This window comes from Terrabacter sp. P2_E3 (assembly GCF_056403915.1).
The window spans coordinates 14,183-36,062 of record NZ_JBFUEN010000016.1 but is presented as its reverse complement, the minus strand read 5'-3'; the positions used below and the strand labels follow the sequence as shown (position 1 = coordinate 36,062).

Sequence of the window (21,880 nt, the reverse complement as noted above, 5' to 3'; positions counted from 1 at the left end):
ACACGGCCGGGCATACGCTGGGTGGCGCCACACGCCCCACCGACCCGCGAAGGACACCGATGTACGGCTCAGTCAAGGACGAGATCGCCGCGACGCTGCAGGAGATCAAGGACGCCGGCCTCTACAAGAACGAGCGGGAGCTGACGTCGCCGCAGTCGGCGCACGTGACGACCCTCAAGGCGGAGGCGCTCAACTTCTGCGCCAACAACTACCTCGGTCTCGCGAACGACCCGGGCGTCGTCGAGGCGTCGAAGAAGGCGCTCGACGAGTGGGGCTTCGGCATGGCCTCGGTGCGCTTCATCTGCGGCACCCAGACGCTGCACACCTCCCTCGAGCACAAGATCAGCGAGTTCCTCGGCACGGAGGCGACGATCCTCTACTCGTCGTGCTTCGACGCGAACGGCGGCGTCTTCGAGGTGCTCTTCGGCGCCGAGGACGCGATCATCAGCGACGAGCTCAACCACGCCTCGATCATCGACGGCGTGCGACTGTCCAAGGCGATGCGCTACCGCTACAAGAACGCCGACATGACCGACCTGCGGGCCCAGCTCGAGGCGGCCCGGGTGGCCGACGCGAGGCGGACCGTCGTCGTCACGGACGGCGTCTTCTCGATGGACGGGTCGTATGCCCCGCTCGACGAGATCTGCGACCTGGCCGACGAGTTCGGCGCGCTCGTCTTCGTCGACGACTCCCACGCCGTGGGCTTCGTCGGTGACGGCGGTCGGGGCACGCCCGAGCTCTTCGGTGTGATGGACCGCGTCGACATCATCACGGGCACGCTCGGCAAGGCGCTCGGCGGTGCGTCCGGCGGCTACGTGAGCTCGCGACAGGAGATCGTCGACCTGCTCCGCCAGCGCTCGCGTCCCTACCTCTTCAGCAACTCCGTCGCGCCGTCCGTCGTCGCCGGCTCCATGGCCGCCCTCGAGCTCGTCGAGAGCTCGGCCGAGAAGCGCGAGACGCTCAAGGCCAACACGGCGCTCTTCCACACGCTCATGACAGAGGCCGGCTTCGAGCTGCTCCCGGGCACGCACCCGATCCGTCCCGTCATGTTCCCCGGCGAGGACGGCGCCCGTCAGGCCGCGCAGATCGCCGACCACATGCTCGGCAACGGCGTCTACGTCATCGCCTTCAGCTTCCCGGTCGTCCCGCGGGGCAAGGCCCGCATCCGCGTGCAGCTCTCGGCCGCGCACTCGGAGGCCGACGTGCGCGCGTGCGTCGACGCCTTCGTCGCGGCCCGCGACGCCGTCGGCTGAGCGCTCGGGCGGGTGCGCGCCCGTGCCAGAGGTGCGGGTTCCCGCGAGGAGTGCGCGCTGCACCGCGCACTCCTGCGGGGACCGGGCACCTCTGGGGTGAGCGTGCACCTGTCGTGACCGCTACCGGTCGGCGGTGTTGAACGCCTGGCGCAGGCGCGGCACTCGCCGGATGACGACGCGGTCGAGCAGCAGCACGACGACGAGTGACGCCCCGAAGACCGGCAGCAGGACCGCCAGCCCCACGACGAGCACGGCGAGCAGCGGCGAGGAGGCGAGCGGCATACGCCCTCGGGGTGCGCCGACGGCACCCGAGCCGCGCGGACGGCGGCGCCACCACATGACCGGCCCGGTCACGCACGACACGACGACGGCCACGCAGAAGAGCGCGGTGAGCCAGAAGTTCAGCGTGCCGAAGCGGCGCCCCTCGTGGACGGCGATGCCCTGGCTGACGACCTTTGCGAGCGCCGGGTAGTCGTCGTAGCCGTACGTGCTCACGACCTGGCCGCCGAAGCGGTCGACGTGCACGGTCCGCTCGGCCCCGGGGTCCTCGAAGGCGTAGCCGATGACCGAGTAGACGCCGCGGTCGTCCGACGGCAGCGCGACCGTCACCGGGTGCGCCAGCCCCGAACGGTCACCCACCTCCACTGCGGTGTCGAGGTTCGCGACGCTGACCTCGTCTCCGGCCGAGACCGGATCCGACTGCGGCACAAGGCTCTTGCCCTGTGCCCATGGGACGGCGTGGTGACTGTGCGGTAGCGACTCGTCCAAGGTCGAGGTCGGGTTGGACAGGGCGCCCGGGTCCTCGGCCCACATCGACGTGCCGCGGTCGGTGGCCAGCTTCTGCACCTGCTCGCCCCAGATGCCGGTCCACGGCAGGCCCGAGACGACGAGGAGCAGCAGCCCGGCGCCGACGAACGCTCCGGTGCGGGCGTGGGTCGTCCGCAGGCAGGCGCCGGGTGCATCGACCTCACGCTGCCGACGCCGCGCCCGCCGACCGCGGACGAAGAGGTAGTAGCCGGTGACGGCCATGACGATCGCCCAGCACGCGCCGAGCTCGATGACGGTGTCGCCGATCCGGCCGGCCATGAGGTCGGCGTGCAGGCGCACGGCGGTGCCGCTGATCGTCGAGTCCGGGTCGAGCGAGCCGAGCACCCGCACCGTATAGGGGTCGACGAAGACATCGCGGGTCAGGCCCTCGGCCGTCTCGACGGTGAAGCGGGCGCTGGCGTCGGCGCCGGTCGGCTCCGTGAACGAGACGACGGTGGCCCCCGGAGACGCCTCCTGGACCGCCTCGAGCTGGGTCTGCCACGGCTGCGTCAGCTGACCCTCCGCGTGGTCGACGCGCATGAGGTCCGGGTGGACGAGCGGCTCGATCTGGAAACGGAAGAGGTAGACGAGGCCGGTGACGGCGAGGACGAGCAGGACCGGGACGACGACGACGGAGGCGTAGAAGTGCCACCGCCAGAAGGCGCGGAACAGGCCGGTGGTCGGGCGGGCACCCTTGCGGGCGAGGGGTTTCGGACGTGCGGGATCGATGACGGACATGGTGCTCCTCGGGCATGACGGTAGGGGGCAGCGGCCGGGTGGTGGCCGGCGCTGCGAGGTGGTGTCAGGTGAGGAGGAAGGCGGGCGGGCCGCGACGCACCGGGGTGCGGGCGCGCCACACGTCGGCCGGGACTCGCACGTCCGACGGCCGAGGTCGCGGGTCGCGGAGTCCCGCACACCTGGCAACGACAGCGTGGATCAGGGCACCGGCGCCGTGGGCGAGTGACAGCACCGCACGGGTCAGCGCGACGCCGACCGTGGCCACGAGTGCGCAGGCGACCCGCCACGACTCCTCGCTGCGGGTCAGCAGGACGCCGATCGTGACCGCAGCCGCGACGTGCGCGAGCAGCATCGTCGGGGAGGGGAGCAGGTCGGTGAGCGCGCTCGTCGCGACCGCGCCACCCGGGTCAGCCGCGCCGGCGACCGTGCCGCTGCCCGTGTCGATGCGACCGAGGGGGCGTATGCCGTGTGCCGCGTGGGAGGGGCCGCCGCCGGTCCCGTGGACGGGGGAGCCCACGGCCATCGCCGCGAGGCCGTGCACGACGTGCGCAGCCACCTGGAGGGCGGCGAGCAGGACCGCGGACCGGACGGCCGTCAGGCCGAAGCGCACGAACGGCAGGGTGGCGCCGGTCAGGAGGGCCGTCGCCACGAGGACGCCGACGCCCGAGACGAGGTGGCCGCCACCGACCGCGTGCGCGGCCGTGGCTCCGCCGGAGGCGACGAGCGCCAGCACGAGCGCGCGCAGGGCCTGCGCGCGCGGGCTCCGGGCGGACGTGGGCACGCGCCAAGGGTAGACGAGGGCGCGTGCCTGCCCAGCGGTCAGGCGGTCAGGCGGTCAGCCCGTGGGCAGGTCCCGCAGCCACGGCCTCGTGAGGTCGAAGCGGCGTCCGGAGATCTCGTCGACCTCGATCGCGACGACGACGGACTTCGGGGTGTCGACCCACGGCCGCACGGGGAGGCGCTCGACGACGTAGGCGGCCTGTCCCTCCAGGGTGCGCGCCCGGCCCCGGCAGATGACGCTCGTGGCGCGCTCACCGACGATCTCGTCGACCTCGAAGGCGACGTCGGGGTTGGCCGTCACGCCGAAGAGCTTGCTGCCCTCGGCCGTCATGAAGACGATGCGCTCGCCGTCGAGGGCGTAGTTGATCGGCGTCAGGTGCACCTCACCGACGAGGTGGAAGGCCAGGCGGCCGAACTCGTGGGCGCGGAGGAAGCCCCAGGACTCCTCCGGGTGAAGGACGTGGACCGGGTTCTGGTCCGACATGGTGACCTCCTCGGTTGCTCGTCGGGCGAGTGTCCGACTACTACTGATGGTAGTAAAGATGGTCCCGGACACGCCCGCGCTCGCGGCGAGTCCCGCGTCACACGCACTGCCCGCACGGCGTGCGATTGACTGTGCCCATGGACTTCTACAGCTCCTGGGCCCAGGGCTTCGCCCGCGTTGCCGCGTGCACCCTGCCGATCGTGGCGGTCGACCCCGAGCGCAACGCCGACGCCGTCATCACGCAGCTGCGCGAGCTCGACGACGAGGGTGTCGGCCTCGTGCTCTTCCCGGAGCTGTGCCTGTCGGGCTACGCCATCGACGACCTGCTCCTGCAGGACCCGCTCCTCGACGCCGTCGACGACGCCCTGGCCCGCATCGCCGAGGCCACCGCTGACCTCCGCCCCGTCGTCATCGTCGGCGCGCCGCTGGAGAAGGGCTCGCGCGTCTACAACTGCGGCGTCGTCATCCACGGCGGTCGCATCCTCGGTGTCGCGCCGAAGTCCTACCTGCCGAACTACCGCGAGTTCTACGAGCGGCGGCACTTCGCGCCCGGCGACGACCAGCGCGGCCAGACGATCGACGTCGCGGGCGACCGGGTGCCGTTCGGCCCCGACCTGCTCTTCCGGGCCACCGACGTGCCGGGCTTCGTCCTGCACGTCGAGGTCTGCGAGGACATGTGGGTCCCCGTCCCGCCGAGCCACGAGGCGGCGCTCGCCGGCGCGACGATCCTCACCAACCTCTCCGGCTCGCCGATCACCGTCTCGCGCGCCGAGGACCGTCACCTGCTCGCCCGCAGCGCGTCGGGCCGCTGCCTCGCCGCCTACCTCTACGCCGCGGCCGGCGAGGGCGAGAGCTCGACCGACCTGTCGTGGGACGGCATGACGATGGTCTACGAGAACGGCGCCCTCCTCGCCGAGAGCGAGCGCTTCCCCGAGGGTGCCCGCGCCTCCGTCGCCGACATCGACCTCGACCTGCTGCGCCAGGAACGCCAGCGGCAGGGCACCTTCGACGACAACCGCCGCACCCACGCCGCGCGCACCGACGGCTTCCGCACCGTCGAGCTCGAGCTCGACCCGCCGGCCGGCGACCTCGGCCTGCTCCGCAAGGTCGACCGCTTCCCCTTCGTGCCCGACGACGAGGACCGCCTCGCGCTCGACTGCTACGAGGCGTACAACATCCAGGTCTCCGGTCTCGAGCAGCGCCTGCGCGCCATCGGCCAGCCCAAGGTCGTCATCGGCGTGAGCGGCGGCCTCGACTCCACCCACGCGCTCATCGTCGCGGCCAAGGCCATGGACCGGCTCGACCGGCCCCGCAGCGACATCCTCGCCTTCACGATGCCCGGCTTCGCGACGAGCGACCACACGAAGAGCAACGGCATCGCGCTCATGGAGTCGCTCGAGGTCACGTGGGAGGAGCTCGACATCCGACCGGCGGCGACCCAGATGCTCGAGGCGATGGGCCACCCGTTCGGCCGGGGCGAGGAGCTCTACGACGTCACCTTCGAGAACGTCCAGGCCGGCCTGCGCACCGACTACCTCTTCCGCATCGCCAACCAGCGCGGCGGCATCGTCCTCGGCACCGGCGACCTGTCCGAGCTCGCCCTCGGCTGGTGCACCTACGGCGTCGGCGACCAGATGAGCCACTACGGCGTCAACACCGGCGTGCCCAAGACCCTGATGCAGCACCTCATCCGCTGGGTCGTGTCGTCGAGCCAGTTCGACGAGGAGGTCGCCGGCACGCTGACCTCGATCCTCGACACCGAGATCACGCCCGAGCTCGTGCCGGCCAAGGAGGGCGAGAAGCCGCAGAGCACGGAGGCGATGATCGGGCCCTACGCCCTGCAGGACTTCACGCTCTTCCACGTGCTGCGCCGCGGCTACCGCCCGTCCAAGATCGCCTACCTCGCGTGGAACGCGTGGCGGGACAGCGAGGCGGGGGAGTGGCCCGCGGGCTACCCCGAGGCCGACCGGACGGCATACGACCTCGCGACGATCCGGCACTGGCTCGAGGTCTTCGTCAAGCGCTACTTCGCCAACCAGTTCAAGCGCTCCGCGCTGCCCAACGGGCCCAAGGTCGTGGCGGGAGGCTCGCTGTCGCCGCGGGGTGACTGGCGTATGCCGTCCGACGCGACGTCGGTGGCGTGGCTGAGTGAACTGGACGCGAATGTTCCTGAGAAGTAGGGCGATTCGAGTGGCTTCCACCATCACTGTCCGGGATTTCGACGAGGCCGACTGGCCGCTCGTGTGGCCCGTCATCGAGCAGGTCGTCCGCGCGGGCGACACCTTCCCCTTCCCGACCGACCTCACCGAGACGGAGGCGCGCGGCATCTGGCTCGAGAACGGTCCCGGGGGGCGTGTCACCGTCGCGGTCGACGGCGACCGCGTCCTCGGCACGGCGAAGATGGGGCGCAACCGTCCCGGCCCCGGGTCGCACGTCGCGACGGCGAGCTACATGGTGTCGGCCGAGGCCCGAGGTCTCGGCGCCGGGCGCGCGCTCGTCGTCGACTCCCTCGACTGGGCCCGCGAGTCCGGTTATGCCGCCATGCAGTTCAACGCCGTCGTCGCCACCAACACCGGCGCGGTGCGGCTCTACGAGAGCCTCGGCTTCACGGTCGTCGGCACCGTGCCGCGGGCCCACGAGCTCCCGACCGGGGAGCGCGTGGGCCTGCGGATCATGCACGTCGACCTCTGACGTCGCGTGCCCCTCAGCGCGTCAGCACCACCTTGAGGGCTCCGGTGTCCGCCGCGCGGGCGAACGTGTCGTAGGCGTCGAGGAAGTCGGCCATCGGGAAGCGGTGCGTCACGAACTGCGCCAGGTCGATGTGGTGGGTGGCCAGGAGCCGGAGCAGGGTCGGCGTCGAGTAAGTGTCGACGAGACCCGTCGTGATGGTGACGTTCTTGATCCAGAGGTCCTCCAGGTGCAGGGTGGCCGGGCCGCCGTGCACGCCCACGTTGGCGACGGTGCCACCGGGGCGCACCAGAGCCGCGCACTGCTCGAACGTCGATGCCACCCCCACCGCCTCGATGGCGACGTCGGCGCCGAGACCCTGCGTCAGGTCCCGGACGATCGTGACGGCGTCCTCGCGGGAGGGGTTCACCGTGATGTCGGCCCCGAACTGCTTGGCCGCCTCGAGTCGGGCATCGGCCAGGTCGATGGCCACGACGTGCGCCGGACTGAAGAGCTTGGCACCCATGATGGCGGAGAGCCCGACCGGGCCGGCGCCCACCACCGCTACGACGTCACCGGGACGGACCCGGCCGTTCAGCACACCGACCTCGTAGCCCGTGGGCCCGATGTCGGCGAGCATGAGTACTTCCTCGTCAGTCACTCCTTCGGGGACGGCATACGTCGACGTGTCCGCGAAGGGGACGCGGACGTACTCCGCCTGTGTGCCGTCGATCGTGTGGCCGAGGATCCAGCCCCCGCCGCCGATGCACTGGCCGTAGCTGCTCTCACGGCAGTAGCGGCACGCGCCGCAGGCGGTGATGCAGGAGACGAGCACGCGGTCGCCGGGCTTGACGTTCTTGACACCCGGGCCGACCTCCTCGACGGTGCCGACCGCCTCGTGGCCGAGGATCCGACCCTCGGTGACGGCCGCGACGTCACCCTTGAGGATGTGCAGGTCGGTGCCGCAGATGGTCACGCTGTCGACCCGGACGACGGCGTCGGTGTCGGCCTGGACCGTCGGCTTCGGGACCTCGTCCCAGGTCTTCCGGCCGGGGCCGTGGTAGACGATCGCGTGCATGGTGCTCATGTCTCCTCCTCGGGCCGCAGGTCAGCGGCGCGGGTCCAGTCCATCGCGGGGACCGGTGAGGAGGTAGGGCCATACGTCCCGCCCCGGGGCTGCCGGGACGGGACCAGGGTCCCGAGTCAGCTGGGCGTCAGGGCTCGACGAGGGCCTGGCGCAGCAGCTCGACGAGGGCGTCGAGCTGGAGCGTGTCGCCCGACGTGATGTCCTCGTCGCTGCCGTCGAGGGCGCGCGCGGCGAGCCCCTGCTTGGCGTCGATGAGCTCGGCGATCTTCGAGTCGATGGTGCCGGACGCGAGGATGCGCCAGGCCGTCACGGGCTCGTCCTGGCCGATGCGGTGCACCCGGTCGATCGCCTGCTGCTGCTCGGCCGCGGTCCACGACAGCTCGGCGAGCACGACGTTGGAGGCGGCGTGCAGGTTGAGCCCGACGCCGGCGGCGGTGAGTGAGCAGACCGCGACGGCGACCTCGGGGTCCTTCTGGAAGGCGTCGATCGCCTCCTGGCGCTGCTTCGAGGTCTGCTCGCCGCGCACCGACACGGTGCGCAGGCCGGCCGAGGCGAGGACGCGCTCGGCGGCGTCCATGACGTCGATGTGCTTGGCGAAGAAGACGACCTTGCCCACCGAGTGCGACAGCTGCACGGCGTAGTCGGCGGCGAGCGTCGACTTGGCCTGGCCGATGCGGCGCACGAGCGAGAAGACGTTGTCGGTGCCCTTCTCGGCCGACGCGGCACGCAGCTCCGCGGCGGCGACCCGACGCATGAGGGCGGTGTCGGGCTCGCCGTCCTCCTCGCGACCGTCGCCGGCAGCCAGGAGGGACTGGTAGCGCTGGGCCAGACGGCGACCCAGGGCGCGCTCGGCCTCGCGGATCGACCGACCGAGGTCGTCGTCGAGCTCGACGGTGATGTCGGCGATGCGCTTGTCGGGCAGGTCCTTGGCGACGTCGACCTTGCGGCGGCGCACGATGCCCATGTCGATGACCGCGCGACGGGCCTCCGGGTAGAAGGCGCGGTCGGCGGGCGTGTGCCCGGTGTCGTCGAGGCGCCGCGTGATCTCGGCGGTCGGCTTGCCGTCCTTGATCCAGCCCAGGAAGCGCCAGATCGCGTCGAAGTCCTTGACGTCGTTGATGAGCGGCGTGCCGGTGAGGGCCATGAGGAGCGGGTCGCCGCCGGGCGTCGTCGACCGCAGCCGGTCGCCGAGCGCCAGGACCTGCTGGGAGCGCTGCGACTGGAGGTTCTTGATGAAGTGGGCCTCGTCGACGACCATCGAGCGGAAGCCGAAGCTCGAGAGCCACCCGAAGTGCCGGTCGAGGATCTCGTAGTTGACGACGAAGACGTCGGCAAAGGCGTCGACGTCGTTGCCGTCGCCGTGGATGACGGTGACCCGGCGCTGCGGCGTCCACCGCTCGACCTCACGGGCCCAGTTGATCTTCACGACGTTCGGCACGACGGCGAGCATCGGGTAGGCGCCGGCGATCGAGGCGGCCATGACCGACTGGGCCGTCTTGCCGAGACCGGGCTCGTCGGCGAGCAGGAAGGTGCGGTGGCCCTCCTGGACGCTCTGGAGGAAGCGGGACTGGTGGACCATGAGCTGCGACCCGGGTGGGGAGAAGCGGTCGATCTGCGGCGTCGGCGGCAGGTCCATCGACGCTGCCTCTCCGCCGGCGCCCTGCTCGAAGGCGCGGTACAGCGGGCTGAGCAGGTCCCACCCGGCGAGCCGGTTGGGGAGGTAGTCGCTCTGGGCGCGACCGACGTCGGGCGTCAGGAACGGGTTGGCGAGCGCCCGCGACGGCACCGACTGCGGCATCACCTGGCGGGCCGCGATCTGCGGCGGGACGACCGGCCGCGGGGGCTCGGGCGCCTGGATGACGAGGTCCTCCTCGGCGAGCTCGGCGCCCGACTCGAGGAGCCAGTCGCGCCGCATCTGCTGGGCCGCGGGGCCGGGCTTGGCGTTCGCGTCGAGCAGCGTGAGCAGGCTCGTGTCACGGGCCGCGATCTGCGCGAGGATCGTCGCGATGCCGTCGAGGCGCTTGAGCAGGTCGGCTCGCGTGGCCGACGGGATCGACGCGTCCTCGCGGACCCGGGCGCGCTCGGACCGCATGAGTGTGGCCACGACGAGGAACTTGGTCCGGTTCGTCGGGCTGGCCTTGCCCTTGCTCGAGACGCGGGACTCGACCTCGCGGACCCGCCGTGCGAGCACGGGGATGAGCGGCGCAGGGTCGTCCTTGCGCTGGGTGGCCTTCCGCTGACCCTGGTTCTGGCCGTTCTGCCCCTGCTTGGGGCCCTGGCCGTCGGTCGGTCGGCGGCGGACGCGCGTTGCCATGTTCCTCCTGATGACGCGGAGGACGTCGAGCGGGCTGGGCCCCCGGACGACACCGTGCCTGACTGGGTCGGTGTCGGCGGCGGACTCGGCTCGAGTCCCGGTGGACGCGCATCGCGCGCCCTGTGCCCCGAGCGCCGGACCGGCGGTTGCGCCACGGACGGGCGCTTGGGACACCTCGACTCTACAGCCCGCTGGGCGCTGATCGGGTCGTATGCCGCGTGCAGGCCGTGAAGTGGCCGCGCGCTCAGCCGATGTTGACCCCGACGACCGCGCCGATGGCATACGTCACGCCCATGGCGAGCAGGCCGCCGGCGACGTTGCGCAGGACCGCCCGGGTGGCCGGGCTGCGTCCGAGGCGGGCGCTGACCGCGCCGGTGAGGGCGAGGGCCGCGGCGACGCTGACGACGGTGACGTGGATCCGGATCGAGGCCGGGCTGAAGGTGATGGTGAGCATCGGCAGGATGGCGCCGACGACGAAGGCGAGCATCGAGGCGCCGGCGGCGTGCCACGGGTTGGTCAGGTCGGTCGGGTCGATGCCGAGCTCGGCCTCGGCATGCGCGGTCAGCGCGTCGTGGGCCGTGAGCTCGCGCGCGACCTCGGCGGCCAGCTCGCGTCGCATCCCCTTGGCCTGGTAGAGCTGGGTCAGCTCCTCGAGCTCGCCCTCGGGGTCCTCGTGCAGCTCCTTGCGCTCGAGCGTCAGGAGCGCCCGCTCCGAGTCACGCTGGGTGCTGACCGAGACGTACTCGCCGGCAGCCATCGACATGGCACCCGCGGACAGGGCGGCGATGCCCGCGAGGATGATCGCGGCCTTGTCGGCGGTCGCACCCGCGACGCCGACGACGACGCCGGCGGTCGACACGATGCCGTCGTTTGCGCCGAGGACGCCGGCCCGGAGCCAGTTGAGGCGCGCGCCGACGTTGGCGTCGTGCGGCTCCTCCCGGTCGTGGCCGTTGTCGAGGGGCGTGGGCTCGTCGGACGCTCGCACGTCGGACATGGGTGGTGCTCCGATCGACGGTGGGGCGGTGCCCGTCGATCGTGGCACCCGCCGGGGACGCTGTCACCGAAGGCGAGGCTCACCTGCGCCTCGCCCGGCCTCCCGGGCCGAAAAGAGCGCGCCATCCGGGCGCCGCGGCCCCACATGCGCGAGGATCGGGACATGTCGGGCATTGCGGGCGGTCGCGAGTCGGCGGGGGACGACCTCTTCCGCTGGATGGTCGCCGCCTCGCCCGACGGGTTGTGGGTCTTCGACGGGGAGGGGCGCACCCTCTTCGCGAACGCCCGGATGGCCGAGCTGCTCGGTCGTGACCCCGACGACATGGTCGGTTTCTCGGTCTTCGACGCCGTCGACGACATCGGCAAGGAGCAGTTCCGCCACCACCTCGGGGAGCTCGCGGCCCGGGGCGAACCCGGCGACAACATCGAGTGCAGCCTCCTCGACGCCCACGGCAACCGCTTCTGGGCGCTCGTGTCGCACACGCCGCTCGTCGACGACTCGGGCGCGCGGTGGGGCTGGATGCACCGGGTCAGCGAGCACAGCGCGCAGCGCAAGCTGCTCGACCAGCTCGCCGAGGCGCAGTCGATCGCCAAGATCGGCAGCTGGGAGTGGGACGTCACGGCCGACCGCGTGTCGTGGTCCGACGAGCTCTACCGCATCTACGGGCTGGACCGCACCGACCTCACCCCCACCTACGAGGGCTTCCTCGCCCGCATCCACGCCGACGACCGGGCCCACGTGTCCGAGGTCGTCGGCGCGGCGCTCGTCGCCACGGACTCGTTCGAGTTCGACGCCCGCGTGGTCCGCACGTCCGGTGACATCGCCTGGATCCGCGGTCGAGGGCTCGTCACGCGCGATCCCGAGGGTCGTGCGATCCGGATGGGCGGCACGACCCAGGACATCACGGAGAAGAAGGACGCCGAGCAGGCACTCGGCCTCGTCACGGCGATGGCGACCGCCGCCAACGAGGCCGCGACGCTGGACGAGGCATTGCCCGCCGTGCTCGTCGAGGTGGCCCGCCACACGACGTGGCGCCCCGTGCTCGCAACCGTCGTCGACGCCGAGGGAGCCCTCGGCGAGCCGGTCCGGGCCCCTGAGGGCACCGAGTCGAGCCGGCTGCCGGTCGAGGTCGGCCTGGACTTCGCCGCCCGTGCCGCCCAGAGCCGCGCCGTCGTGGCCGAACCGTCGCCGGAGGGCTCGACGATCGTCGCCGTGCCGATCGTCCACGAGGGCCGGGTGGCGGGCGTCGTCGTGCTCGACATGCGCAGCGCGGCGCCGCCGGTCGAGTCCGACGCCGTGACGATCACGCAGATCACCGCGCTCTTCGCCCGGGTCGCCGACCGCGAGTGGACCGCCGAGCACCTCGCCGCGGCCCGCGACGCCGCCATGGAGGCCTCCCGGGCCAAGTCGGAGTTCCTCGCGACGATGAGCCACGAGATCCGCACCCCGCTCAACGGCGTCATCGGCCTGAGCGAGCTGCTCGGACGCACCGAGCTGACCCCGCACCAGCGACGGCTCTCCGACGGCATCGACCAGGCGGGCCACGTGCTGCTCGAGCTCGTCAACGACATCCTCGACCTGTCCAAGATCGAGGCCGGCCGGCTCGAGCTCGAGTCGGTCGACTTCGACCCGGCCGCGGTGCTCGAACGCGGCGTCGCGCTGCTCGCCGAGCGGGCCCGGGCCAAGTCGCTCGACCTCTCGGTGACCCACGGTCCGGACGTGCCGTTCATGGTCTCGGGCGACCCGGTGCGCTTCGGGCAGGTCGTCGCCAACCTCACGACCAACGCCGTGAAGTTCACCGACTCGGGAAGCGTCGTCATCCACCTCACGCTCGACCACGTGACCGACACCGGACCCGTGCTGCGGGTCGAGGTCACCGACACCGGGGCGGGCATCGCACCCGAGGTGCGGTCCCGGCTCTTCGAGTCCTTCTCCCAGGGCGACTCGTCGACGACCCGCGAGTACGGCGGCACCGGGCTCGGCCTGGCCATCAGCCGGCAGATCGTCACGGCGTTCGGCGGTGAGATCGGCGTCGAGAGCGAGCCGGGGGAGGGCAGCACCTTCTGGTTCACCGCGGCGTTCGAGCCGGCCTCGGCCCGCAGCCTCGGCCGCTCCGAGTCGCAGGCCGCGGCCGTGTCGGGGCTCCGAGCGCTCGTCGTCGGCTCCAACGTGCCGCACCGCGCCCGCGTCGAGGAGCAGCTCTCCGCGTGGTCGATGTCGGTGACGTCGGCCGGCTCCGGCGTCGACGGTCTCGTCCAGCTCGACCGGGCCGACCGCGGTGGCACCCCGCTCGACGTCGTCGTGCTCGACGACCCCGGCTCGGGCGCAGGCGGGCTGCAGGTCGCGCGGATGATCCGTTCCGACGAACGCTTCGCGGGCGTACGCGTCGTGCTCGTGTGCGCGCACGTCCCGCCTCCTGACGTGGCGACGCTCAAGGAGGCCGGCGTCGACGCGACGCTGACGGCGCCCGTCATGCCGTCCTCGCTCTTCGACGCCATGGCCGACGTCGCCGGTCGCCACCTCGTGCCCGAGCCCCCGACGGCCAGGTCCGTCGTCGCGCCGCCGGGTCCCGACGGGCACCTCGGCACGGTCCTCGTCGTCGAGGACAACGAGGTCAACCAGCTGGTGGCGCAGGGTGTCCTCGAGAGCCTGGGCTACGCCGTCGTGCTCGCCGGCAACGGTGTCGAGGGGGTCGCGGCCCATGCCGCCCGGGGTGACGACGTCGTCGCGGTCCTCATGGACTGCCAGATGCCCCAGATGGACGGCTACGAGGCGACCCGGGCGATCCGGGCCCAGGAGGAGCCGGGTCATCGCCTCCCGGTCATCGCGATGACCGCCTCGGCCATCGCCGGCGAGCGGGAGCGGTGCCTGCAGGCGGGCATGGACGACTTCCTGACCAAGCCCATCGACGTCGCGCTGCTCGCCTCGACCCTGCAGCGCTGGACCGGCTCGGGACCCGCGCCGCGCCCGCGTTCCGGGGCGGCTGCTGCGCCGGCGGCCGGCGCCGAGGTGCTCGACCTGAGCCGCCTCGACGAGCTGCGCGACCTCGACCCCGGAGACCCCTCGATGCTGCTGCGCTTCATCGATCGCTTCGGCTCGGGTGCGCGTCAGCGGTTGTCCGACCTCGTCGACGCGCGCGCCGAGGGCGACGCCCAGATGCAGGGCCGGATCGCGCACGGGCTCAAGGGGACCGCCTCCAACCTCGGGGCCTCGGCCCTCGCCGACCTGTGCCACCAGGTCGAGGACCTCGGGGCGGCGGGACGCCTGGCCGACGAAGCCCTCGTCGCCCGGGTCGAGGACGAGGTCGACCGGGCGGCGAGGGCGCTCGAGGAGTACGCGGCAGCGCTGCGTGGCTGATCAGGTCGTCGTGGTGCTTCCCGACGAGCTCGAGTCGTCCTGGCCCGGGTCCTGGCCCGGGTCCTGGCTCGGGTCCTGGCTGGGGTCCTGGCCGGAGAACGGGTCGATGCCCTGACCGAGCTGCTGGAGCAGGTCCTGCGGGTCGAGCTGGCCCAGCTGGTTCGGGTCGATGCCGCTCAGTCCGCCACCCGGCACGCCGTTCTGCAGGTTGGGCAGCTGCTGCGGGGTCGTGCCCTGCTGGTTGGGGTTCTGGTTCGTCAGGCCCTGCTGACCCTGTTGACCCTGTAGGCCTTGCAGGCCCTGCTGGCCCCCGGGGAACTGGAAGCCGCGGCCGCCGCCCGGGCCGCGGAAGCCCGTGTCCCCGCCCGTCGACCCGGCCGGCATGGCGGCTGCAGCACCGATGGCGCCCGCAGACGTCAGCACGAGCGCGAGCCCGGCGGTCACCGCGGTCTTCTTCGCGTTCCAGCGAGGACCGTCACCGGTCCCCGCGACGCCGGCCGGGTTCTCGCGGACCGCCTTCTCGCGGACCGCCCTCTCGCGGACGGGCAGGCCGGTGGGTGAGAGCGGCACGTCGGGACCGGCGAGGGGGGTCGCGGCCCCCGGCGACACGGCATACGCGTACGGCGTGGCCGGCGGGGTCACCGGCATCTCGGTCGTCGTCGCCGACGGGAGCTGCTGGGTGTCGTCGGTGTGGTGGGCGGCCGGCGCGTTCGGGTCGAACTGCGGCAGCGCGGGCGTCGGCTGCGACGCCGGGACCTGTGGCGTGGACTCGTTGCTCATGGGGCCAACGGTCGGGCGGCTGCCTGTGCGGGTGCTGTGGCGCAGCCATCGAGCCGCTGGGACTTCGGGACAGTCACTCCACAGGATTCGCACAGGAAGGTACTGGTCACGGCACAGGCCCAGGGGTTTCACTGGATGACATGAGCGAGAAGACCAAGCCTGCAGCGGCCCGACTCCAGCGACTCGACGGATCCCCGGTGCGGGTGCTCGTCGTCGACGACGAGGCCAACCTCACCGAGCTGCTCGGCATGGCCCTGCGCTACGAGGGCTGGGAGGTGCGCGCCGCCGGCACCGGCATGGAGGCCGTGCGCGCGGCCCGCGAGTTCGACCCCGACGCCGTCGTGCTCGACATGATGCTCCCCGACTTCGACGGCCTCGAGGTGCTGCGACGCATGCGTGCCGACAACAGCAACGTGCCCGTCCTCTTCCTCACCGCCAAGGACGCCGTCGAGGACCGCGTCTCGGGCCTCACCGCCGGCGGGGACGACTACGTCACGAAGCCGTTCTCGCTCGAGGAGGTCGTCGCACGCGTCCGTGCCCTCATGCGCCGCACGACCATCGCCGTGTCGGCGTCCGACTCGGTGCTGGTCGTCGGTGACCTCACCCTCGACGAGGACAGCCACGAGGTGATGCGCGGCAGCGAGGAGATCCACCTGACCGCAACGGAGTTCGAGCTGCTGCGCTACCTCATGCGCAACCCCAAGCGGGTCCTCTCGAAGGCGCAGATCCTCGACCGCGTGTGGAACTACGACTTCGGCGGCCAGGCCAACGTCGTCGAGCTCTACATCTCCTACCTGCGCAAGAAGATCGACGCGGGTCGCGAGCCGATGATCCACACCATGCGAGGAGCCGGGTATGTCCTCAAGCCGGCCGCCTGAGGCAGGCACCGAGCTGCCGGACCGCGCGGACCTGCCCGACGACGACGGTGCGGGCGCGCCCGACATCTTCCCCGAGGGCGTCGGCTTCCGTGACGAGACCGACGACCCGATGACGTATGCCGTCTCGGCACCCTCCGGGGCCACGCCGCGTCCCGAGGACGGCGTGGACGGCGTGAACGGCGTGGACGGCGTGGACGGCGACGCCGACGCCCGGGTGCCGCTGGGCCGGCGGCTCGCTGACGCGCGTGGCCAGGCGCGGCCGTGGTCGGCCTGGACGCTGCGCGCCAAGCTCGTCGCCTCGATGCTCGCACTCTTCACCGTCCTCAGTCTCGCGACCGGAGCCTTCACCGTCGTCGCCCTCGACCGCCAGCTGACCGGACAGGTCGACGACCAGCTCCACGAGTCGTTCTCGCGCATCCTGAGCGGGGGCCCCCTCCCTGACTTCAGCGTGAGCGGGGACGATGAGCGGCGCTTCGGGGGGCCGGGCGACGAAGGGCTCAACGCCTTCCTCCCCACGAAACCGACGGGTCTGTTCCCGACGGACATCGGGAAGGCAACGTCCCTGGACAAGCAGCCGACCAACCTCACCGCAGCCCAGCTGCAGGTCCTTGCCGGGGCGGGACTCGGTCCCAACGCCACGGACATCGACCTCGGTGGAAACCTCGGGACGTACCGCGTCATCGCGACCTACCAGACTCTCCGGCCGAGGGGGAGCCTTCCAACGTCACCTGATGCGTCGCCGGGTGTCCTCGTGGTCGGACTACCGATGGCGCAGCAGCAGCGCACCGTCCAGCAGATGGTGGTCCTCGCGATCAGCACGGTCGCGGCGGGCCTCATCCTCGTGGCCCTGATCGGGACGTGGCTGGTGCGACGCAACCTCGAGCCGCTCCGTCGGCTCGCCGCGACGGCGACGAAGGTCTCGCAGACCCCGCTCGACTCCGGCCAGGTCGCGCTCGCCGAGCGGGTCGACCCCGCCGACACCGACACCCGAACCGAGGTGGGCCAGGTGGGCGCCGCCTTCAACGAGATGCTCGACCACGTCGACGAGGCGCTCAACGCGCGCCACCAGAGCGAGCAGCGGGTGCGGCAGTTCGTCGCCGACGCCTCGCACGAGCTGCGCACGCCGCTGGCCTCGATCAAGGGCTACGCCGAGCTGTCGCGCCGCGAGCCCGACCCCGTCCCGCCGACGGTGACCCACGCGATGGGCCGCATCGAGTCGGAGGCCGACCGGATGAGCTCGCTCGTCGAGGACCTGCTCCTGCTCGCGCGCCTCGACGCCGGCCGCCCCCTCGAGGAGACCACGGTCGACATGTCGATGCTCGTCATCAACGCCGTGAGCGACGCGCACGCAGCATCGCCGGGCCACCGCTGGGACCTCGACCTGCCGCCCGAGCCCGTCGAGGTGACGGGTGACGGTGCCCGCCTGCACCAGGTCGTGGCCAACCTGCTCGCCAACGCGCGTACGCACACCCCGGACGGCACCCGCGTCACGACGTCGGTGCGCCCCGAGGGTGAGTGGGTGCGGGTCGCCGTCCACGACGACGGCCCGGGTGTGCCGGATGCCTTGCAGCCCAACGTGTTCGAGCGCTTCGCCCGTGGCGATGACGCCCGCGTGCGAGCCGGTGGCAGCACCGGTCTGGGTCTCTCGATCGTGGCCGCCGTCAGCAAGGCGCACGGCGGTCACGTCGAGCTCGACAGCCGCCCCGGCGACACGACCTTCAGCCTGCTCCTCCCCGCCGCCCCCTGACCGCGCCCCGGGGGACCCTCCCGGCCGACCAGCGCCGTGGCGCACTTCCCGCTGTCATCCCGACCTCGACGCCGCCGGACGTGCGCCATGGCGCGCTTCCGGCGTGAGCCCGGAGTGCGACCCGGACCTCATGCCGGCACCAAAGTCGGGTCATAGGAACGGCACAGCCGCCCGCCCGAACGTTGAGCCATGGACACGATGACCCTCACCACCACGGGCGCGACCGGCACAGCGGGCAGCACCGCGCCGGCGCCCGTCGGGCCGGCGGACGCCCGCCCCCAGACCACGCATCCCGCCAGCCGTGCGGGTCGTCCCGGCCGACTCCAGCGTCTGTGGCGCGGAGCCGACGCCGACCCGTCGTGGGCGCGCCCCGCGCTCCTCGGCCTCCTGCTCGTCACGCTCGTGCTCTACATGTGGAACCTCACGGCGAGCGGCTACGCGAACTCCTTCTACTCCGCGGCCGTCCAGGCCGGCAGCGACAGCTGGAAGGCCTTCTTCTTCGGCAGCTCCGACGCCGCGAGCTCGATCACCGTCGACAAGCCGCCGGCCTCCCTCTGGGTGATGGCCCTCTCGGTGCGGCTCCTCGGCCTCAGCTCCTTCGCGATCCTGCTGCCGCAGGCGCTCATGGGCGTCGCGACCGTCGGCGTCGTCTACACGACGGTCAAGCGCCACTTCGGTGCGGCGGCCGGACTCATCGCCGGTGTCGTCCTCGCGCTGACACCCGTCGCGGCCCTGATGTTCACCTTCAACAACCCCGACGCGCTCCTGACGCTCCTCATGGCGCTCGGCGCCTGGGCCACGATCAAGGCGATCGAGCAGGCCTCGCCGAAGTGGATGATGATCGTCGGCGTCTTCATCGGCCTCGGCTTCCTGACCAAGACCCTCCAGGTCCTGCTCGTCGTGCCCTTCTTCGGGCTCGCCTACCTCATCGCCGCCCCGACGACGCTGCGCAAGCGGATCGTCCACTCGCTGCTCGCCGTCGGCACGATGGTGCTCTCGGCCGGCTGGTGGGTCGCGATCGTCGAGCTCGTCCCGGCCTCGGCCCGTCCCTACATCGGTGGCAGCCAGACCAACTCGTTCCTCGAGCTGACCTTCGGCTACAACGGCCTCGGTCGCCTCAGCGGTGACGAGACCGGCTCGGTCGGCGGCGGCGGCGCGACCGCGGGTGGCGGCATGTGGGGCTCGACCGGTCTCTTCCGGATGTTCTCCTCGAGTGTCGGCGACCAGATCTCGTGGCTCATCCCGAGCGCGCTGATCCTCCTCGCGGCCGGCCTGTGGCTGCGGGGCCGTCGCCCGCGCACCGACCTGCGCCGCGCCGCCTACCTCGTCTGGGGAGGCTGGCTCGTCGTCACGATGCTCGTCTTCTCCTTCATGGCCGGCATCTTCCACGAGTACTACACCGTGGCCCTGGCCCCCGCGATCGGTGCCGTCGTCGGCATGGGTGCGGTCGAGGCCTGGCAGCGCCGCTCGAGCGCGGTCGGCACCATCGCCCTCGCCGCCGCGACCGCGGCCGCCGCGACGTGGAGCTTCATCCTCCTGTCGCGGACGACGGCCTACGGCGACTGGCTGCGCATCTCGGTCCTCGCGGTCGGCATGGCTGCCGCCCTGCTCATCCTCGCGACCCGCTGGATGCACGCCCGCGCCGTCCCGTTCGTCCTCGCCGCCGCGCTCGTCGCCGGCCTGGCCGGCTCGGGGGCGTATGCCGTCTCGACCACCGCCCAGGGCCACAGCGGCTCCATCGTGACGGCCGGTCCCGCCGGGTCGAGCCGGGGCCCCGGTGGCGGCGGCATGGGTGGCACGCCGCCGCAGCTGCCGGGCCAGACCGGCACGACCCAGCAGGGCGCCAACGGCACGACGCAGGGCGGTCCGCAGACGGGTGGAACCGGTGGCGGCATGGGCGGTCTGCTCGACGCCTCGACGCCGAGCACCGCAGTCGTCGCGGCCCTCTCGGCCGATGCCGGAAGCTACACGTGGGTCGCCGCAGCAGTCGGATCCCAGACGGCGGCCGGTCTCCAGCTCGGCACGCAGCTGCCCGTCATGGCGATCGGCGGCTTCAACGGCTCCGACCCCAGCCCCACGCTCGCGCAGTTCCAGCAGTACGTCGTGAACGGCCAGATCCACTACTTCGCCGGTGGCGGAAGGGGATTCGGCAACCAGAACGGTGGCAGCAGCGCCTCGTCGGAGATCAGCTCGTGGGTGCAGGCGAACTTCACCTCGGTGACGATCGACGGCTCGACGTTCTACGACCTGACCCAGCCCCTCCAGTGACGACGGCGACGACGGTGACGAGGGTGACGAGCATGTCGGACTCCACGTCGGTGTCCCGAGCCCGCCTCTCGCAGCAGGTCATCCGCTTCGCCGGCGTCGGAGTCATCTCCACCGCCCTGCACCTCGGCCTCTTCGCGGCCCTGGTGCGGGGCGGTGCCCCGTCCCAGCTGGCCAACGGCATCGCCCTCGTCATCGCCACCGTCGTCAACACCGGACTCAACCGGGCCTGGACCTTCGGGGTGTCGGGACGCCGCAACCTTGTGACGCACCACGGCCAGGCGCTCGTCATCTTCGCCATCACGTATGCCGCCACGACCGTCGCGCTCGCCGTGCTCGGCACGGTGGCCCCCTCCGCGGGGACGCTCGTCCAGACCCTCGTCGTCGCCGTGGCCAACGTGCTGTCGACAGCGGCGAGGTTCCTGGCGATGCGCCGGTGGATCTTCCGCGCGCCGGGCGAGCCGACGGACCGTCACGACCCGGCATACGCGAGCGGTGGCGTGCTCGAGAGCCCGCAGGGCGAGCGCTGACGGCGCTCCGTCGGAGCGGATGGGCTCCTAGTCGTGGTCCTCGGGGTCGGCGCACGACTCCCACCACGGGTCTTGGTGCGCGGCGACGACCTCGTCGATGTCGTTGTCGCTCAGCTGGATCCGCGTCCCGACGCGAGGGGAGACCATCCGCACTCCACGCTCGGCGGCAGCCCGTCGCGCCCAGCGGATCGGCTCGCTCCACCAGTGGGTCGCGAGGTTGAAGGTGGCCCAGTGGATGGGCAGCAGGACCGCGTCGGTCTCGCCCTTGTTGACGTCGAGGTGCGCGTCGATCGCCTCTGCGGGGTTGAGGTGGATGTCGGGCCAGTGCACGCTGTAGGCGCCGATCGGGATGATCGTGAGGTCGAACGGACCGAGGTCGGCACCGATGTCGGCGTAGCGGTGGGTCGGCCCCGAGTCGCCCCCGAAGAAGACCGCGTGGCGTGGCCCGCGCAGCGACCAGGCCGCCCAGAGCGTCTGGTTGCGCACGAAGCCGCGGCCCGAGAAGTGCCGGGCCTCGGAGCACGTGATGCGGATGCCCGCGATCTCGGTCTCCTCGCGCCAGTCGAGGCTCGTGATGCGCCCGATGGGCACGCCCCACGCCAGCAGGTGCGCGTCGACCCCGAGCGGCACGACGTAGTGCGGGCGGTGGGTGCGTTCGAGCTGCCGGATCGACGGCTCGTCGAGGTGGTCGTAGTGGTCGTGGCTGATGACGACCGCGTCGAGGTGCGGGATCTCGGCGATGCGGCCCGGGACCGGGTGCAGACGCTTGGGCCCCGCGACGAGCGACGGCGAGGCCCGCTTGCCGAAGACGGGGTCGAGCAGGAAGCGTCGCCCGTCGAGCTCGACGACGCTCGTCGCGTGGCCGTACCACGTGACCGCCAGGTCGGCGGGCTCGTGCGGGTGCCGGGGCGTCACGAGCGGGACGGTGCCCCGGGGTCGGCCGCGGCCGAACTCGCGGACCATCGTCGTCAGGATGCTGCCCGGGCCCTCGGCCTCGGACGTCGCGACGACGTGCGTGGGCTCGTGGGAGCGGAACTCGCCCTCACGGTAGTTCGGCGACGCGCTCGCGCGCTGACGCTGGGTCGCGGTCGACGCGCCCATCCGTCGGAGGATCGGGAGCTGCACGGGCTTCTCCTGCCTGTCGTGCCTCACGGCTCGGGCGGCCACGCGAGTGCGGGCTGCCGTCATTCTCGTCCAGC

The 21,880-nt window shown here is 72.1% G+C and carries 16 protein-coding genes; 8 read left to right on the top strand and 8 right to left on the bottom strand.

From position 1 onward, the window contains the following. Positions 1–59 precede the first annotated feature (59 nt). Positions 60–1,253, top strand: a complete 1,194-nt coding sequence (locus AC1DW8_RS18900; protein WP_478095494.1) for a glycine C-acetyltransferase — start codon at positions 60–62, stop codon at positions 1,251–1,253. Between the two features lie 120 nt (positions 1,254–1,373). On the opposite strand, the gene AC1DW8_RS18895 is transcribed toward AC1DW8_RS18900, so the two are convergent. The 3 genes from AC1DW8_RS18895 to AC1DW8_RS18885 form a co-directional block, all read right to left on the bottom strand. Beyond that, positions 1,374–2,798, bottom strand: a complete 1,425-nt coding sequence (locus AC1DW8_RS18895; RefSeq protein WP_478095493.1) for a PepSY-associated TM helix domain-containing protein — start codon at positions 2,796–2,798, stop codon at positions 1,374–1,376. A 64-nt stretch (positions 2,799–2,862) separates the two neighbouring features. Continuing rightward, positions 2,863–3,579 carry a hypothetical protein gene (locus AC1DW8_RS18890; RefSeq protein ID WP_478095492.1) on the bottom strand — a complete coding sequence of 239 codons (717 nt, stop codon included), beginning with the start codon at positions 3,577–3,579 and terminating at the stop codon, positions 2,863–2,865. A gap of 54 nt (positions 3,580–3,633) precedes the next feature. Then, positions 3,634–4,062 (bottom strand): pyridoxamine 5'-phosphate oxidase family protein, encoded by a 429-nt coding sequence (locus AC1DW8_RS18885; RefSeq protein ID WP_056772360.1) that lies wholly within the window; start codon positions 4,060–4,062, stop codon positions 3,634–3,636. 137 nt (positions 4,063–4,199) lie between these two features. On the opposite strand from AC1DW8_RS18885, the gene AC1DW8_RS18880 reads away from it, so the two are divergent. Continuing rightward, on the top strand, positions 4,200–6,242 hold the full coding sequence (locus tag AC1DW8_RS18880; RefSeq protein WP_478095491.1) for an NAD(+) synthase: 2,043 nt from the start codon (positions 4,200–4,202) through the stop codon (positions 6,240–6,242). A 10-nt stretch (positions 6,243–6,252) separates the two neighbouring features. Continuing rightward, positions 6,253–6,753, top strand: a complete 501-nt coding sequence (locus AC1DW8_RS18875; RefSeq protein WP_200958954.1) for a GNAT family N-acetyltransferase — start codon at positions 6,253–6,255, stop codon at positions 6,751–6,753. Positions 6,754–6,766: 13 nt separating this feature from the next. Here AC1DW8_RS18875 and AC1DW8_RS18870 read toward each other — a convergent pair whose 3' ends face one another. From AC1DW8_RS18870 to AC1DW8_RS18860, 3 genes are all read right to left on the bottom strand, one after another. Next, positions 6,767–7,816: a zinc-dependent alcohol dehydrogenase family protein gene (locus tag AC1DW8_RS18870; RefSeq protein WP_478095490.1), complete on the bottom strand. Its 1,050-nt coding sequence runs from the start codon at positions 7,814–7,816 to the stop codon at positions 6,767–6,769. 127 nt (positions 7,817–7,943) lie between these two features. Beyond that, positions 7,944–10,130 (bottom strand): DEAD/DEAH box helicase, encoded by a 2,187-nt coding sequence (locus AC1DW8_RS18865; protein WP_478095489.1) that lies wholly within the window; start codon positions 10,128–10,130, stop codon positions 7,944–7,946. Between the two features lie 244 nt (positions 10,131–10,374). Continuing rightward, positions 10,375–11,124: a VIT1/CCC1 transporter family protein gene (locus AC1DW8_RS18860; RefSeq protein ID WP_478095488.1), complete on the bottom strand. Its 750-nt coding sequence runs from the start codon at positions 11,122–11,124 to the stop codon at positions 10,375–10,377. A 162-nt stretch (positions 11,125–11,286) separates the two neighbouring features. Between AC1DW8_RS18860 and AC1DW8_RS18855 the strand changes: the two genes are divergently transcribed. Next, positions 11,287–14,481: a response regulator gene (locus AC1DW8_RS18855; RefSeq protein WP_478095487.1), complete on the top strand. Its 3,195-nt coding sequence runs from the start codon at positions 11,287–11,289 to the stop codon at positions 14,479–14,481. On the opposite strand, the gene AC1DW8_RS18850 is transcribed toward AC1DW8_RS18855, so the two are convergent. Next, positions 14,482–15,261 carry a hypothetical protein gene (locus tag AC1DW8_RS18850; protein WP_478095486.1) on the bottom strand — a complete coding sequence of 260 codons (780 nt, stop codon included), beginning with the start codon at positions 15,259–15,261 and terminating at the stop codon, positions 14,482–14,484. 140 nt (positions 15,262–15,401) lie between these two features. Between AC1DW8_RS18850 and AC1DW8_RS18845 the strand changes: the two genes are divergently transcribed. From AC1DW8_RS18845 to AC1DW8_RS18830, 4 genes are all read left to right on the top strand, one after another. Beyond that, entirely contained in the window at positions 15,402–16,139 is a 738-nt protein-coding gene (locus tag AC1DW8_RS18845; protein WP_020142123.1) for a response regulator transcription factor, read from the top strand. After that, complete coding sequence (locus AC1DW8_RS18840; RefSeq protein WP_478095485.1) at positions 16,117–17,886, top strand: sensor histidine kinase; 1,770 nt, start codon at positions 16,117–16,119, stop codon at positions 17,884–17,886. The genes AC1DW8_RS18845 and AC1DW8_RS18840 overlap by 23 nt, the downstream gene beginning before the upstream one ends. A 189-nt stretch (positions 17,887–18,075) precedes the next feature. Further along, positions 18,076–20,154: an ArnT family glycosyltransferase gene (locus AC1DW8_RS18835; RefSeq protein WP_478095484.1), complete on the top strand. Its 2,079-nt coding sequence runs from the start codon at positions 18,076–18,078 to the stop codon at positions 20,152–20,154. A gap of 32 nt (positions 20,155–20,186) precedes the next feature. Then, the gene (locus AC1DW8_RS18830; RefSeq protein WP_478095483.1) at positions 20,187–20,681 is read left to right on the top strand and encodes a GtrA family protein; all 495 of its coding nucleotides are present in this window, start codon (positions 20,187–20,189) and stop codon (positions 20,679–20,681) included. A gap of 27 nt (positions 20,682–20,708) precedes the next feature. On the opposite strand, the gene AC1DW8_RS18825 is transcribed toward AC1DW8_RS18830, so the two are convergent. After that, positions 20,709–21,806, bottom strand: a complete 1,098-nt coding sequence (locus tag AC1DW8_RS18825) for an MBL fold metallo-hydrolase (RefSeq protein WP_235509532.1) — start codon at positions 21,804–21,806, stop codon at positions 20,709–20,711. Between the last annotated feature and the right edge of the window lie 74 nt (positions 21,807–21,880).

Coding starts and splice junctions, on each gene's coding strand:
- AC1DW8_RS18865 (WP_478095489.1), bottom strand. CDS start 10,130: ATGGCAACGCGCGTCCGCCGCCGACCGACCGACGGCCAGGGCCCCAAG.
- AC1DW8_RS18880 (WP_478095491.1), top strand. CDS start 4,200: ATGGACTTCTACAGCTCCTGGGCCCAGGGCTTCGCCCGCGTTGCCGCG.
- AC1DW8_RS18830 (WP_478095483.1), top strand. CDS start 20,187: ATGTCGGACTCCACGTCGGTGTCCCGAGCCCGCCTCTCGCAGCAGGTC.
- AC1DW8_RS18860 (WP_478095488.1), bottom strand. CDS start 11,124: ATGTCCGACGTGCGAGCGTCCGACGAGCCCACGCCCCTCGACAACGGC.
- AC1DW8_RS18840 (WP_478095485.1), top strand. CDS start 16,117: ATGTCCTCAAGCCGGCCGCCTGAGGCAGGCACCGAGCTGCCGGACCGC.
- AC1DW8_RS18895 (WP_478095493.1), bottom strand. CDS start 2,798: ATGTCCGTCATCGATCCCGCACGTCCGAAACCCCTCGCCCGCAAGGGT.
- AC1DW8_RS18870 (WP_478095490.1), bottom strand. CDS start 7,816: ATGAGCACCATGCACGCGATCGTCTACCACGGCCCCGGCCGGAAGACC.
- AC1DW8_RS18835 (WP_478095484.1), top strand. CDS start 18,076: ATGGACACGATGACCCTCACCACCACGGGCGCGACCGGCACAGCGGGC.
- AC1DW8_RS18845 (WP_020142123.1), top strand. CDS start 15,402: ATGAGCGAGAAGACCAAGCCTGCAGCGGCCCGACTCCAGCGACTCGAC.
- AC1DW8_RS18855 (WP_478095487.1), top strand. CDS start 11,287: ATGTCGGGCATTGCGGGCGGTCGCGAGTCGGCGGGGGACGACCTCTTC.
- AC1DW8_RS18900 (WP_478095494.1), top strand. CDS start 60: ATGTACGGCTCAGTCAAGGACGAGATCGCCGCGACGCTGCAGGAGATC.
- AC1DW8_RS18850 (WP_478095486.1), bottom strand. CDS start 15,261: ATGAGCAACGAGTCCACGCCACAGGTCCCGGCGTCGCAGCCGACGCCC.
- AC1DW8_RS18885 (WP_056772360.1), bottom strand. CDS start 4,062: ATGTCGGACCAGAACCCGGTCCACGTCCTTCACCCGGAGGAGTCCTGG.